Annotated in this window: 11 protein-coding genes and 1 pseudogene; 7 read left to right on the top strand and 5 right to left on the bottom strand. The window is 33.7% G+C overall.

From position 1 onward, the window contains the following. Both ACKVOD_RS03290 and ACKVOD_RS03285 read left to right on the top strand, forming a co-directional pair. The coding region (locus ACKVOD_RS03290; RefSeq protein ID WP_409208054.1) for an OmpA family protein at nucleotides 1-542 on the top strand (542 nt) is incomplete at its 5' end. A gap of 64 nt (nucleotides 543-606) precedes the next feature. Beyond that, on the top strand, nucleotides 607-3,384 hold the full coding sequence (locus ACKVOD_RS03285) for a PD-(D/E)XK nuclease family protein (RefSeq protein WP_409208053.1): 2,778 nt from the start codon (nucleotides 607-609) through the stop codon (nucleotides 3,382-3,384). A gap of 22 nt (nucleotides 3,385-3,406) precedes the next feature. Here the strand turns inward: ACKVOD_RS03285 and ACKVOD_RS03280 are convergent, their stop codons facing one another. The 3 genes from ACKVOD_RS03280 to ACKVOD_RS03270 all read right to left on the bottom strand — a co-directional run bounded on the left by ACKVOD_RS03280 (nucleotide 3,407) and on the right by ACKVOD_RS03270 (nucleotide 7,038). Continuing rightward, entirely contained in the window at nucleotides 3,407-4,189 is a 783-nt protein-coding gene (locus tag ACKVOD_RS03280) for an alpha/beta fold hydrolase (protein ID WP_409208052.1), read from the bottom strand. Between the two features lie 170 nt (nucleotides 4,190-4,359). Next, complete coding sequence (locus tag ACKVOD_RS03275) at nucleotides 4,360-5,652, bottom strand: aminopeptidase P family protein (protein ID WP_409208051.1); 1,293 nt, start codon at nucleotides 5,650-5,652, stop codon at nucleotides 4,360-4,362. 24 nt (nucleotides 5,653-5,676) lie between these two features. Beyond that, a complete protein-coding gene (locus tag ACKVOD_RS03270) occupies nucleotides 5,677-7,038 on the bottom strand; it encodes a hydroxymethylglutaryl-CoA synthase family protein (protein WP_409208050.1) in 1,362 nt (453 codons plus the stop codon). A gap of 193 nt (nucleotides 7,039-7,231) precedes the next feature. On the opposite strand from ACKVOD_RS03270, the gene ACKVOD_RS03265 reads away from it, so the two are divergent. From ACKVOD_RS03265 to ACKVOD_RS03250, 4 genes are all read left to right on the top strand, one after another. Next, nucleotides 7,232-7,897: a succinate dehydrogenase cytochrome b subunit gene (locus tag ACKVOD_RS03265; protein ID WP_409208049.1), complete on the top strand. Its 666-nt coding sequence runs from the start codon at nucleotides 7,232-7,234 to the stop codon at nucleotides 7,895-7,897. A 12-nt stretch (nucleotides 7,898-7,909) separates the two neighbouring features. After that, nucleotides 7,910-9,919: a fumarate reductase/succinate dehydrogenase flavoprotein subunit gene (locus tag ACKVOD_RS03260; protein WP_409208048.1), complete on the top strand. Its 2,010-nt coding sequence runs from the start codon at nucleotides 7,910-7,912 to the stop codon at nucleotides 9,917-9,919. 92 nt (nucleotides 9,920-10,011) lie between these two features. Next, nucleotides 10,012-10,773, top strand: coding sequence for a succinate dehydrogenase/fumarate reductase iron-sulfur subunit (locus ACKVOD_RS03255; RefSeq protein WP_409208047.1), 762 nt, complete (start codon nucleotides 10,012-10,014; stop codon nucleotides 10,771-10,773). Between the two features lie 142 nt (nucleotides 10,774-10,915). Next, nucleotides 10,916-11,683 (top strand): amidohydrolase, encoded by a 768-nt coding sequence (locus ACKVOD_RS03250; protein WP_409208046.1) that lies wholly within the window; start codon nucleotides 10,916-10,918, stop codon nucleotides 11,681-11,683. Here the strand turns inward: ACKVOD_RS03250 and ACKVOD_RS03245 are convergent. Then, the gene (locus ACKVOD_RS03245) at nucleotides 11,672-13,354 is read right to left on the bottom strand and encodes an Ig-like domain-containing protein (RefSeq protein ID WP_409208045.1); all 1,683 of its coding nucleotides are present in this window, start codon (nucleotides 13,352-13,354) and stop codon (nucleotides 11,672-11,674) included. The genes ACKVOD_RS03250 and ACKVOD_RS03245 overlap by 12 nt on opposite strands. Before the next feature lie 110 nt (nucleotides 13,355-13,464). Then, nucleotides 13,465-14,148 carry a ComF family protein gene (locus tag ACKVOD_RS03240; RefSeq protein WP_409208044.1) on the bottom strand — a complete coding sequence of 228 codons (684 nt, stop codon included), beginning with the start codon at nucleotides 14,146-14,148 and terminating at the stop codon, nucleotides 13,465-13,467. Nucleotides 14,149-14,242: 94 nt separating this feature from the next. Between ACKVOD_RS03240 and ACKVOD_RS03235 the strand changes: the two are divergent. Next, nucleotides 14,243-14,640, top strand: a pseudogene (locus ACKVOD_RS03235) (glycine--tRNA ligase); the annotation flags it as partial.

Genomic DNA, 14,640 nt, shown 5'->3' with positions numbered 1-14,640 from the left:
GATGTCCTGATACTGATGTAGATGGAATCAAAGACGGTGATGATAAATGCCCTAGTGTAAAAGGACCAAAAGAAAACTTTGGTTGTCCATGGCCTGATACAGACGGAGATGCAGTTTTAGACAAAGACGACAAATGTCCTACTGAAAAAGGAACTGTTGCAAACAACGGTTGTCCTGAAGTAACTGCCGAAGAGTTAGATGATCTTAAAATTCAATCTCGTTCTGTTTATTTCTTCTCAGGTAAAACAGTAATTGTATCTAAAGTGTCTGCTAACTTAGACAAAATGGCTACTATTCTTAAATCATATCCAACAGCACAATTTAGTGTTGAGGGTCATACAGATAGCGATGGTACAGATGAATCTAATCAAATACTTTCTGAAAATAGAGCAAGTGTAGTAAAAACTGCTTTAATTGAAAGAGGAGTTAATGCTGATAATTTAACTACAGTAGGTTTTGGTGAGACAACGCCAATTGCACCTAATACTACTGCTAAAGGAAAAGCAGAGAACAGAAGAACAGAAGTGAAATTAAAAAAATAATTTCTCTTTAAAATATTTCTAAAAGCGTCCCGATTTATTGGGACGTTTTTTTTATATTTATAAAATGACAAACAACTCTTTTTTAGATAAAATCGCACAGGTTCTTCTGAATACTAATTCAGAAAAATTATCAAATACAATTGTTGTTTTACCTAATAAAAGAGCTAAAATATTCTTGATAAAGGCACTTAAAAACCAAATAACAAATAATATAATATCTCCTGATATTATTAGTATTGAAGAATTTATTCAGGATGTTGCAGGAATTCGAAGCATAGACTCTATTGAATTGTTATTTGAATTTTATGAAGTATATTTATCAATTACAGTAAAAACAAGCCAACAACCTTTTGAAACTTTTGCTAATTGGGCAAAAACACTACTACAAGATTTTAATGAAATAGATAGATATTTAATTGATCCAGTAGGAATACTTTCTTATTTAAAGGATATTGAAGACATAAAAAAGTGGGGGATTGAAGTCGAAAACAAGACCCAATTACTTGAAAATTATATCGATTTTTGGAAATTGTTGCCCCATTACTACCAAACACTTTATGCTCATTTATTAAAAAAAGGAATCGGCTACCAAGGGTTAATTTATAGGCAAGCGTTGCAAAATATAAATTATTTTTCTGAATCAGTCAAACAAAAAAATATAGTTTTTGCTGGGTTTAATGCTTTGAATGTTGCTGAAGAAAAGATAATACAATATTTAATTGCTTCAAACCAACATAAAATTTATTGGGACATAGATCAAACTTTTTTAAATGATCCATATCATGATGCTGGTTTATTTGCGCGTCGTTTCAAAGAGAATTGGAAGCATTATAAATTCAATCCTTTTGAATGGATTGTGGATGATTTTTCGCAATCAAAAAACATAAAAATTATAGGAACACCAAAATCTGTTGGTCAAGCTAAAATAGTGGGAGGTATAATTGAAAAAATTTTGCACGAAAACCCCAACGCTTCATTAGATAAAATGGCTGTAGTACTCGGAGAAGAAAATCTATTATTGCCATTATTGTATTCGTTACCGTCAGATATTGGAGCTCTAAACATTACTATGGGGTATTCTAGCAAGAATAATCCAGCTCAGATTTTGATTGACAAATTGTTCAAAATGAACACCAATGCTTTATCCAGAAGTGTTAATAGTTATGTGTTTTATTACAAAGATATTTTGGATATCTTGACACATCCATTAATCGAACCCTATGCAAATACAAATGAATTAGTAACAATCATCAATCAAAATAATTATACATTCATTACACATCATAGATTGATGGAAATGAATAAGAATCCCAATGATTTTTTTCTTTTGATTTTTCAAAAATGGGAAAACAATTCGATGCTAGTTTTAGAATTACTTTCAAAAATATTACTTGCCATAAAATCAAATTTAAGCGATGATCAAGAGGAAGAAAAAATAGTTAAAACTTTTGTTTATTCTATATTTAAAGTCATTAATAAAATCATTAATTATTTTTCAAATCAAAATCACATTGATAAAATCGATACACTTTATGCTATATATAAACAAGTTATAGATATAGCTGAGGTGTCTTTTGAAGGAGAGCCTTTGTTGGGTTTACAAATTATGGGTGTTCTCGAAAGTCGGGTTTTAGATTTTGATACAGTAATAATAACGGCTATGAATGAAGGTAAATTACCTGCAGGAAAATCTCAAAATTCTTTTATTCCTTATGATGTAAAGAGAGAGAAGGGATTACCCACTTTCAAAGAAAAAGATGCTATTTACACGTATCATTTTTATCATTTATTGCAGCGAGCTAAGAATATTTATTTGATTTATAATACCGAAAGCGAAGGTTTAGATGCAGGAGAAAAAAGTAGATTTATCACCCAATTAGAAGTAGAGAAACAAAAAAATCATAGTATTACACACGATATTTATAATCCTGAATTACCTGATATAGCATATATACCGATTGAAGTTCCTAAATCCGAATCTGTGCAATTGCGATTAAATGAAATAGCTGAAAAAGGGTTTTCTCCATCTGCAATGACAAGTTATATTCGGAACCCGATTCAGTTTTATTTCCAAAAGATTTTACGCATTAGCGAAGTTGAGGAAGTAGAGGAAAACATTGCGTTGAATACTTTGGGAACTATTATTCACGAAACATTAGAAGTTTTATACACCCCTTTTATTGGTCGTTTTTTATCAGAAAAAGATATAAATAGTTGTTTTTTGCTTTTGGATAGCGAAGTTTTAAAGCAGTTTAAACTCATTTATAAAGAAGGAGAAATCAAAAAAGGACGTAATCTTTTGGCATTTGAGGTGGCTAAACGAAATGTGTATAATTTTTTGAAAGTAGAATTAGAAAGTATCAAGAATGGGGATGCTATAAAAATATTGCATTTAGAAAAACCATGTGAACGGATTTTAGAACATCCTAGTTTGCCGTTCCCTATTAAAATAGCGGGTAAAGTAGACCGAATAGAAGAGCGTACCCTAAAAGACGGAAACACAACTATTCGAATTATTGACTACAAAACAGGCAAAGTCGAAAAAACAAATGTCACTTTAAAATCATGGAAAGGTTTGACTGAGGATATAAAGTATGAAAAAATAATACAGATTTTGGCTTATGCTTTCATGTTCGAAAACGAAGCTAATGGTAAACCCATTGAAGTGGGAATCATATCTTTCAAAAATTTGAAATCAGGGTTTATGCCTTTTAATTTTAAAGAAGGAAAAGAAGGGGATTCCACCATTACCTCAGAAATAATGACAAATTACATAGAGCAACTGGTTTTGTTACTGAATGAAATTCTAGACGAGACGAAATCTTTTGTAGAGAAAATTTAACCACAATGACCACAAAGAGATTTTAAATACTTTTGAAGAAGTTTAACAAAACGGTTTTCAATTCGTCTTTATTTTCAATGTGGCTCATGTGTCCATCGCGAAAAGAGACCAATTGGGTATCTGTGTTTTCGATTTGATTCAGATTATCTTCATAATTCAAAACGCCATCTTTTTTTCCTAAAATCAACAATTTTGGGTAGTTTGCAGTTTGCAAAACGAACACTCTTTCTTTTCGGATTTTCATACCTTCAAGCGAAGCAACTATGCCTTGCAAAGGAGTTTGTAATGCTTGTTTTTTTACTTTTTCGATGGTATCTCTTAGACGTTCTCGGTTGTCAGGGCTAAACAAATTGGCGATAGACAAACGGATGAAAGTTTCATAATCACTCTTCACTGCCTTTACGGCTCGGGCTCTATTTTTCTTTCTTTCGGCACTGTCTTCAAATGAAGTAGAGTTCAGTAAAACCAATCCTTTCATTTTTTGAGGAAACAAATCTGCAAAAGCCAAAGCTACATAACCGCCCATAGAGTGTCCAACAAAAATCGCTTTCCGAATCCGTAAATGCGACAAAACGGCTTTTACAATTTCCGCATTATTTTCCATTGAATGAACGTATCCAAGACATTCGGTTGCTCCGTGTCCTAATAAATCAATAGTAATTATTCGGTTTTTATGTGATAAAATCGGGGTCAAATCCTTCCACATCGATTGGTTTTCCAAAAAACCATGAAGTAAAACTACAGCAGTTCCTTTCCCAGTATCGGAATAAGAAATTGTAGTGTTTTTGTAGAGAACTTGTTTCATTTCTATAACTTTTGAGCAAAAATAAGGTTAAAATTTTAAACCATATAAGGCATTTAAGGTCATTTAAGTATTTCTTATATGACCTTAAATGCCTTATATGGTAAAATAAAAAACGGCTCACATTTCTGCAAACCGTCTATTATCTATTTGTCTATATTCTTTTATCTAAATTAAGAATTCATAATCGTTTCAATTTCTCCCACTTCAATCGGGATATTTCGCATCAAGTTAAAAGGTTCGCCAGTTTCCTGAACAACCACATTATCTTCTAATCGAATTCCAAAACCTTCCGCTGGAATGTAGATTCCGGGCTCAACGGTGAAAACCATGTTGGCTTTCATCGGCTCGGTCAAAATTCCATAATCGTGTGTGTCCAATCCCATGTGGTGCGAAGTTCCGTGCATAAAATACTTTTTATACGCAGGCCATTCTGGGTTTTCATTTTGCACATCGGCTTTGTCAATTAATCCCAAACCTAATAATTCAGAGGTCATAATTTTACCAACTTCTAAATGATATTGTTTCCAAAGTGTTCCTGGTGTTAGCATTTTTGTAGCTTCGTTTTTCACTCTCAAAACCGCATTGTAAACTGCTTTTTGTCTTTCGGAAAAACGTCCAGAAACTGGAATGGTACGCGTCATATCGCTGGAATAATTGGCGTATTCGGCTGCAACGTCAAGCAAAATTAAATCTCCTGCTTTACATTGTTGGTTATTTTCGATATAATGCAAAACATTGGCATTGTTTCCTGACGCAATTATCGGCGTATACGCGAAACCTTTGGAACGATTTCTAATAAATTCGTGGATAAATTCGGCTTCAATTTCATATTCTGTGACATTTGGTTTTACAAACGACAAAACTCTTCGAAATCCTTTTTCGGTAATCGTACACGCATTTTGGATTAAATCCAATTCTTCACTTTCTTTTACAGAACGAATGCGTTGCAAAATCGGATTGCTTTTTGCGACAGCGTGTGCTGGATAGTTGCCTTTCCACCATTTTACAAAACGTGCTTCCCGAGTTTCTGTTTCTATAGAGGCGCGATAATGCTCATTGGTGTTAATGTAAATCGTATCCGAATGCGTCATCATTTCGAATAAAATCTTCTCAAAATCTTGTAGCCAATACACTGTTTTTATTCCTGAAACTTCAAAGGCACGGTCTTTAGAAAGTTTTTCGCCTTCCCAAATCGCAATGTGTTCGTTGGTTTCTTTTAGAAATAAAATCTCGCGTTGGTGCTCGTAAGGTGCGTCAGGAAATAGCAACAAAATGCTTTCTTCTTGATCCACGCCAGACAAGTAAAAAATGTCGCGGTGTTGTGCAAATGGCAAAGTACTATCTGCAGAAACGGGATAAATATCGTTAGAATTGAAAATCGCCACACTTTTCGGCTTCATTTGTGCCGAGAACTTTGCGCGATTTTTTATAAATAAAGTATTGTCAATTTGATGGTATTTCATAATGCATAAAATTAGAATTCAAATTTAATCAATCCATTTGTAATAACGTGCACCAATCAGATTTGGAATTTCTTTTTCTATTCTGTCTAAAACCCATTCGTTTTTTGGACTTTGTATACTTATTTTTTGTTCCTTTTTGTGTAATTTTTGGTAGGTATCAAAATCGATTTCAACGCTTTTTTCTAGGGTTTCAAAAAGGTGAACAGGCTCAAAAGCTAATTTCCATTCGGCCTGAATTGTGCCTTCAAAAACCTTTGATTTCGAACCACTACCATAAGCCATAAAACCAAATTTATTTCCAATTATTTTTTTTTCTGTATTATGAAAATGAGCTAAAGTAGATAAGAATCCCATAAATATGGAACCTGTATATAAATTTCCAATTAAGGAAGACGCTATTTCTGCGGCTTGTAATTTATGGGTTACAAAATTTTGGTATTCTTCGGACTTGCTGATTTCTTTTATTTTGTTCTGGTATTCAATCGCGTTTTCTTCACCTGTTAATAATGGAGTTAAAGCATCAAGAGCATAAATTTCAGTCAACATTCTTCTTCCCTGAAAAGCATAAGGCAAATGCATGACGATACTTTGCCAAGAAATATAAACAGTATCGCAATTATTTTTTAATTTTTTGAATGAAAAATAGGCTTCTCTTGTTCGATCCATGTAACATTGATTTGAATATTGCCCATCAAAAACAGGCTGGTCTTTGTGGATTTCTATTTCGCTTTCTAAATTATCAAACCAAGGATTATTGTTTTTGTTGGCGGTTATAGCTTCTTTTGAAAGAGTTCGATAGGGTTTAAAAAAGTCGAATACGCCTTTGGCACTGGTTGCCCAAAGATTTTCGAAAGCGATAACTCTGGGATTTGTAGTAATTAGCATTGCTAGAGCACCAGCACCTTGTGTATATTCTCCAGTAGAATTTAGATCGTATTTTGCAATATCAGTGGTTACCACAATTGCTTTTTTTGATGGATTTAATCGTACAAAATCGATGCAGTTTTGCAAGGCATCAACGCCGCCAATACAAGCAAAAGTAAAATCGACAACATCACATTCGGACAAGGAGTTTTCTCCAAATTTTTGTTCCATCAAGGCAATTAGAAAGGAACTTATAGGTTTTGAACTGTCAATAGCACTTTCGGTACCCACATAAATTCTGGCAATTTCAGCTAAATTGATTTGATTGTCAAGGATTAATTTTGTTAAAGCATTGGCTCCAAAAACAACGGTATCTTGATGCACATCGGGCAAAGTCATTTTAAGTAAACCCAGGCCTTTTTCTAATTTTTCGGGTTCTATATTTCGGGCTTTCGCCAAAGTTTTTATGGGTAGGTTTATTTTGGCAACATCAAAAGCGAGACAATCAATTCCGATTTTCATTTCTTAATTTTTAAAAAAAACAAAAGTAAAACAACATGGCTGATTTACAATTTTTTGTTACCAAAACATCGTCTACGTATATTTACTTATTTAGAACATATAAAAATTAGTTATAAAATATTACGAAAAGGTTGTAGTTCAGTTCTAATTGCTTTAATTTTGCCTAACTTTTATAAATTTATTCCAATTACTTATGTCAAAATCTACAATATTAAAGTCATCCATTGCTAAAAAAGTGGCAATGGCACTTTCGGGACTTTTTTTGATTTCATTTTTATCCCTGCATTTTTTTATTAATCTAATGTCTGTTTTTAGTGCTGACACTTTCAACGAGATGTCACACTTTATGGGATATAATCCAGTAATTCAGTTTGCGATGCAACCCGTATTGATTGCAGGTGTTGTTTTTCACTTTGTGATGGGTTTTGTATTAGAACTCAAAAATAGAAGTGCTAGACCTATTTCTTATGCAAAATATGATGGTGCTGCAAATGCTTCATGGGCATCTAGAAATATGATTATTTCAGGTTTGGTAGTTTTAGCTTTTTTAGGTTTGCACATGTATGATTTTTGGGTACATGAAATGATTTATAAATATGTGGATGTTAATACCATTGATGAAACAAGATATTACCACGAATTAGTAGCTAAGTTCGAAAGTCCTGTTCGCACAGGATTGTATAGTATTGCTTTCGTGTTACTGGCTTTACACCTTTGGCATGGTTTCACATCCTCTTTGCAATCGATTGGTTTCGATAACAAAATAGGAAAATCATTGCATACTATATGTTATTCTTTTGCAATTATAGTTCCATTTGGATTTATATTCATTGCATTATTTCATCATTTTAATAATTAATATCAATCTATAATGAAGTTAGATTCTAAAATACCAGAAGGTCACATTTCACAAAAATGGACTGATTATAAAGATCACCTAAAGTTAGTTGCGCCAAACAACCGACCTAAAATTGATATTATTGTTGTAGGAACAGGATTAGCTGGAGCTTCGGCAGCAGCTTCTTTTGCCGAGATGGGATATAATGTAAAATCATTTTGTTTTCAAGATTCGCCAAGAAGAGCCCACTCTATTGCAGCTCAAGGAGGAATCAATGCTGCAAAAAACTATCAAAATGATGGGGATTCCACTTTTAGATTGTTTTACGACACCATAAAAGGAGGCGATTACAGAGCTCGTGAGGCAAATGTTCACCGTTTAGCAGAGGTTTCTTCTAATATAATTGACCAATGTGTGGCTCAGGGAGTTCCTTTTGCTAGAGATTATGGTGGATTGTTAGACAACCGTTCTTTTGGTGGAACACAAGTACAACGTACCTTTTATGCTGCAGGACAAACAGGCCAACAATTATTATTAGGAGCCTATTCTTCGTTATCAAGACAAATAGGTGTGGGTAATGTGAAAATGTTTAACCGTCACGAAATGCTAGATTTAGTAAAAATTGACGGAAAAGCACGTGGAATCATTGCACGTAATTTGGTTACTGGTGAAATAGAAAGACATTCGGCTCACGCCGTGATTATAGCATCTGGTGGATACGGAAACGTATATTTCCTTTCTACAAACGCCATGGGGAGCAATGTAACTGCTGCTTGGAAAATTCACAAACAAGGCGCATTATTTGCTAATCCTTGTTTTGTACAAATACACCCCACTTGTATTCCTGTTCATGGAACCAATCAGGCAAAATTAACCTTAATGTCTGAATCACTTCGTAATTCTGGACGTATTTGGGTGCCTAAGAAAAAAGAAGATGCTGCGGCAATTCGAGAGGGAAAATTACAACCAACTCAATTAAAAGAAGAAGATAGAGACTATTTCTTAGAAAGAAGATATCCTGCTTTCGGTAACCTAGTTCCACGAGATGTGGCTTCTAGAGCAGCAAAAGAAATGTGTGATCAAGGTCACGGAATCGAAGCAAACGATACCAATGAAGGGGTTTATTTAGACTTCTCATCGGAAATTAAATCCAAAGGGAAACAAGCGGCTTACGCCAAAGGAAATCATAATCCTAGCGATGAAGAAGCGACCAAGTTAGGAAAGCAATGGCTTGAAGAAAAATATGGTAACTTGTTTACCATGTACCAAAAAATCACGGATGAAAATCCGTATGAAACGCCAATGAAAATTTATCCAGCAGTTCACTATACTATGGGTGGTGTTTGGGTTGATTATAACTTACAATCTACTATTCCGGGTTGTTTTGTAGCTGGAGAAGCTAATTTCTCGGATCACGGAGCGAACCGATTAGGGGCTTCTGCTTTGATGCAAGGTTTGGCCGATGGGTATTTTGTATTGCCATACACCGTTTCTAATTATTTAGCCGATGATATTCGTACAGGTAAAATTTCGACTGATTTGCCTGAATTCGTTGAAGCCGAAAAAAACGTAAAGGAAACAATCAATACGTTCTTGTCTAATAATGGAACAAAAACAGTCGATCATTTTCACAAACGTTTGGGTTTAATTATCTGGAACAAAGTAGGAATGGCTCGTAACGAAGCGGGGCTAAAACAGGCCATTCAAGAAGTGTCTGATTTAAAAGCAGAATTTTACAAAGATGTTTATGTTCCGGGAAGCAATGAGGAATTGAATCCTGAATTAGAGAAAGCACTTCGTGTTGCCGATTTAATAGATTTGGGTCAGTTGATGGCTATGGATGCTTTGCAAAGAAACGAATCTTGTGGCGGTCACTTTCGTGAAGAATATCAAGATGCCGAAGGCGAAACGCTTCGTGACGACGAAAACTTTTCGTTCGTTAGTGCATGGGAATACAAAGGAAACGACATTACAAAATCAGAACTTCATAAAGAAGAATTGAAATATGAGTTTATTAAAATTGCAGCTCGTAATTACAAGTAATAAGGTAATAGCCAGTTTAAATAAATTAGAATCAAGTAAACAATAGTTACTAATGCCATTTGCCTAGCAGCTTTTGGCTAAAAATAAAAATTATGAGTGCAGCAAAAAACATCAATATAAAACTTAAAATTTGGCGTCAAAAAAATGCTAAAGACAAAGGTAAAGTAGAAGATTACAAATTAGATAATGTTTCTACAGCAAGTTCATTCTTAGAAATGTTGGATCAATTGAATGAGCAATTAATTACTCAAAAACAAGCACCAGTTGCTTTTGATCATGATTGTCGCGAAGGAATTTGTGGAATGTGTTCCTTATACATCAACGGACGTGCACACGGACCAGATTCAGGAAATACTACATGCCAGTTGCACATGCGTAAATTTAATGATGGCGACACCATTTTTATCGAACCATGGAGAAGCAAAGCATTTCCAGTTATAAAAGATTTGGTTGTCGATCGTTCTGCTTTTGATAGAATTCAACAAGCAGGAGGATTTGTATCGGTAAATACATCTGGAAATACTATCGATGCTAATGCAACTCCAATTCCTAAAGACGATGCCGATAAAGCATTTATGGCAGCAGCTTGTATTGGTTGTGGTGCCTGTGTTGCTTCGTGTAAGAACGGATCTGCTATGTTATTTGTTGGTGCCAAAGTTTCGCAATATGCCTTATTACCCCAAGGAAAAGTTGAAGCAACGCAACGTGTACTCAACATGGTTGCCCAAATGGACGAAGAAGGTTTTGGAAATTGTACCAATACTGGAGCTTGCGAAGTAGAATGTCCTAAAGGAATTTCTTTAGAAAATATTGCAAGAATGAATAGAGAATATTTGAGCGCAAGTTTGAAATAATAGTTTTTAGGCAGTAGCCCAAAGGCGATAAAAAAACGCATTCATTGATTTGGATGCGTTTTTTTTCAATCAAATTTTTTCAATCCGCGTTAATCCGTTCAATCCGTGTCAGCTGTGGCTGATTTTTCACTACTTTAACAAAATGAAAATCGCCCTCATCCAAGCCTCCTTACTTTGGGAAAACCCAACCGCCAACCGAAATCATTTCGAAGTAAAAATCAATACTATTACTGAAAAAGTGGATTTAATTGTCCTACCAGAAATGTTCACAACAGGTTTTACAATGAATCCTGAAGCCGTTGCCGAAACCATTCAAGGAGATTCGATTGTATGGCTGCAATCTTTGGCGAAAGCCAAGAACAGTGCGATTACAGGAAGTTTAATTATCAAAGAAAATGATAATTTTTATAACCGATTTATCTTTGTTTTTCCATCAGGCGAAATACAATTTTATGACAAACGACACTTGTTCAGCTTGGCTGGCGAGGATAAATTCTATACAGTTGGAAAAGAAAAATTGATTGTGGAATATCTTGGATTTAAAATTTGCCCACTTATTTGCTACGACTTGCGTTTTCCAGTTTTTTCTCGAAATATAGAAGAGTACGATATCTTAATTTATGTAGCCAACTGGCCAAAACCACGCATCAATGCTTGGGATATTTTGCTCAAAGCACGATCTATCGAAAATATATGTTACACGATTGGCGTGAATAGAATAGGAAGTGATAGAAATAATTTAGAATATGTGGGACATTCTCAAGCTGTTGATTTTCTTGGAAATTACATTTTGGAACCCCAAGAAAAAGAAGGTGTTTTCATCGTAGAATTAAATAAAGAAAATCTCTTTGAAACCAGAAATAAACTAGGATTTCTGAACGATAGAGACTCCTTTCAATTAAAACCCTGAGTTAGCCGTTTTCTTTTTATCGGCTTTGTTTTTAGGTTCAGGAACATAAGGAATACTCACATCAAAAACTTGTTCTACATCCCAATTGGCTCTCACATCTATTTTTTTTGAAAAATATACTACTTCTTCTGCTTGGCGTTTTTCTAAAAAATTACCAGCATCCCATTCCTTATTTTTGTTATCGTCATAAATGATTCGCACAGTAAATTGTGCAGGAGTCATTAAATTAAAATCAATTTTAGTGTTTTTTTCTGTCCCGACGCTTCGGGATTCTGTCGCGATTACTTCTCCTTTTTCATCCGTTAATTCAACTAATATTGGAAAACGATTTACGTTCTGTAAATTAACTGTAAGATTACCATAATCTGATAAACTTTGAGTTTCAAAAGTATATTTCAAACTGTCATTAGAACGTTCTAAATAATCTATTAATGCACCTGGCAACAGCCCAATAGTGTATTTCTCAGAAGGTTCTTTCTTGAAATCAAAAAACAATTCTTGGTTAAACTCGTCATATTCTGTTTTGAAATCTACTGAGACACTATCTTTTGTAACAATTTTTATTTTCGAATTGTCAAATTTAGTCAATGGCGTTGCTGTTTTGAGTGTAAATCGTTCTCTAAATTTTAGAGTGTTACTTTGAACGGCACTAATTTTTAAACTGTCTTTTTTTTGATCTCTTATTTTAACATTAAAATTTCTAGAATAAGAATCTTTTGATAATGCCAAATCTAAAGAATCAGTTTTCAAGGGCTGAAACCATATTTGCAATGAATCTTTTTTGGGGAATTTAGTAATGATTGTAGGCAAAATTGTAGCCTTATTTTTTAAAACAAACTTTTGTAAAGAAGCGGTATTCATTTTACCATCGTAACCCATAACCATACGGTTTCCCGATCCTTGAAAAGGTTTATAGGCTTTGAAAGCAAGAACTTCTTTAAATAGTTTTAATTCAAAAGTTGAATCGTTTGGGATAGTAATGTACTGTTTGTGAAATCCTATTTTGTCTTTGGTTGGATTAAATTTATTGTTTGAATTATAATCTTTCATCGCAACTAACAAGTATTTTCCAGCTTTTAAATTCTCTAATTTAAAAGTTTTCAAACTGTCTAAAGTATTGGTAATATACCTTGGATTTTGATTGAAAACCACAGAGTCATTGAATTTTTTATCATTCAAGTCATAGAGCATTATAGACACAAAAGACTCCACATCTTTATTATAAGCATCTTTAACACTTCCTGAAATCGATAGAGAATCGATATAAGCACCCGTTGAAAACACATATTTAAACTGATTATAAGGATTCTCTTCATTATTATCGGCTATACTTTGACCAAAATTGAAACTATAGGTAGTGTTCGCTTGTAAAGTATCATTAATTTTTATAGAAACATATTTACTTGCTGTTGTTGGTAAAATTAGTGGTTCATATTTCATTGGAGGCGAAATAATCAATTGCTTATTAATGTCTTTTAGCTTGATATATTCGTCAAAAGTTAATTTTATCCCATTCCCTTTAAAATTGGTACTATAATTTTTAGGGAAACTCATTTTCAAAACAGGAGCAATCGTGTCTTTTAAGCCGCCAGTTATAGAACCCCTTTTGGCACAACTTATAACGATTAGAATAAGAAGGAATAAAATATATTTTAAATTGTTTTTCAGCATTTCGAAGTTAAATTTAGAATTCACAAAATAACAATTATATTCGCTCTAATTGAAATTTTTATGAAATTCTTTTCTTTAATTCCTCTCTGGATTGAGATGTAAAGATAAATTTAGCTGTGTGCAATTGCCATACAAACCACGCTAATTTTTGCTCCAGGAATTTTAAGTAAAGCCCGTGAACAGGCTTCTAATGTTGACCCAGTTGTAATCACATCATCCACTAACAAAAAATGTTTGTTATGGTCTTTCTCAGTAAAAATGACATCAAAAATGGTCTCGATTCCATCACTTCGATTCAAAAATGTTTTCTTGGATTGGGTTTTTGAATACCTATTTCGGATTAAAAGATTTGGGTTATAATTAATATTCAAACCATCCGAAAGAGCTTGTCCAAAAAGAGTAACTTGATTATAGCCCCTTTCTCTGAGTTTTTTTTTATGTAAAGGAACAGGAATAATTTGGTCAACGGATTTTATAATTACCAAATTTCTTAACTCCTCCGCATACCATTCGCCAAGCACAGTTCCAATTTCTTCCTGACCTTTATATTTCAGATTATGAATAAGTTCTTGTACAATTCCCTTTTTATGAAAATACAATAATGCCGAAGTATACTCGACAGGAATCCGACCGTAAAATTTTTTGAAAGCTTCATTTTCTGGATTTAAATGATGATTGGTCAACGGGAGGTTATGTCTACAAAGGGTACAGATTATATTTTCATTCGATATCAATAAAGAATGACAACCTGAACATACAGGTGGAAAAAATAAATTGATAATGGTTTTTAACATAAAACGCCAAATTTTCATAAAAATAGCAAAATCTATGATTCAAACTTAAACTATTTCTTTTTTTTAAGTTCACTTTTTATATTTTTGCATCATTATGGCAAAACAAGAAGATTTATTTAAGAATGTAATTTCGCACGCAAAAGAATACGGATTTATTTTTCCGTCAAGCGAAATTTACGATGGTTTAAGTGCAGTCTATGATTATGCACAAAACGGGGTCGAATTAAAAAAGAACATACGCGAATATTGGTGGAAATCAATGGTTCAAATAAACGATAACATCGTTGGGCTAGACGCGGCAATATTAATGCATCCAACGACTTGGAAAGCTTCAGGTCACGTAGATGCATTCAACGACCCGTTAATTGACAACAAAGATTCGAAAAAAAGATACCGTGCCGATGTTTTAATTGAGGATTATGCCGAAAAATTAAACCTGAAAGCCAAAAAAGAAATTGAAAAAGCCAAAGCACGTTTTGGAGACGCTTTCAA

The sequence above is a fragment of the Flavobacterium sp. genome (assembly GCF_046155325.1).
Classification (GTDB): Bacteria; Bacteroidota; Bacteroidia; order Flavobacteriales; family Flavobacteriaceae; genus Flavobacterium.
This window is presented reverse-complemented; position numbering and strand designations above follow the sequence as displayed.

What these genes read in the sequence shown, in the direction of transcription:
- ACKVOD_RS03260 (WP_409208048.1), top strand. Translation starts at nt 7,910, where the DNA reads ATGAAGTTAGATTCTAAAATACCAGAAGGTCACATTTCACAAAAATGG.
- ACKVOD_RS03255 (WP_409208047.1), top strand. Translation starts at nt 10,012, where the DNA reads ATGAGTGCAGCAAAAAACATCAATATAAAACTTAAAATTTGGCGTCAA.
- ACKVOD_RS03270 (WP_409208050.1), bottom strand. Translation starts at nt 7,038, where the DNA reads ATGAAAATCGGAATTGATTGTCTCGCTTTTGATGTTGCCAAAATAAAC.
- ACKVOD_RS03240 (WP_409208044.1), bottom strand. Translation starts at nt 14,148, where the DNA reads ATGTTAAAAACCATTATCAATTTATTTTTTCCACCTGTATGTTCAGGT.
- ACKVOD_RS03275 (WP_409208051.1), bottom strand. Translation starts at nt 5,652, where the DNA reads ATGAAATACCATCAAATTGACAATACTTTATTTATAAAAAATCGCGCA.
- ACKVOD_RS03245 (WP_409208045.1), bottom strand. Translation starts at nt 13,354, where the DNA reads ATGCTGAAAAACAATTTAAAATATATTTTATTCCTTCTTATTCTAATC.
- ACKVOD_RS03250 (WP_409208046.1), top strand. Translation starts at nt 10,916, where the DNA reads ATGAAAATCGCCCTCATCCAAGCCTCCTTACTTTGGGAAAACCCAACC.
- ACKVOD_RS03265 (WP_409208049.1), top strand. Translation starts at nt 7,232, where the DNA reads ATGTCAAAATCTACAATATTAAAGTCATCCATTGCTAAAAAAGTGGCA.
- ACKVOD_RS03280 (WP_409208052.1), bottom strand. Translation starts at nt 4,189, where the DNA reads ATGAAACAAGTTCTCTACAAAAACACTACAATTTCTTATTCCGATACT.
- ACKVOD_RS03285 (WP_409208053.1), top strand. Translation starts at nt 607, where the DNA reads ATGACAAACAACTCTTTTTTAGATAAAATCGCACAGGTTCTTCTGAAT.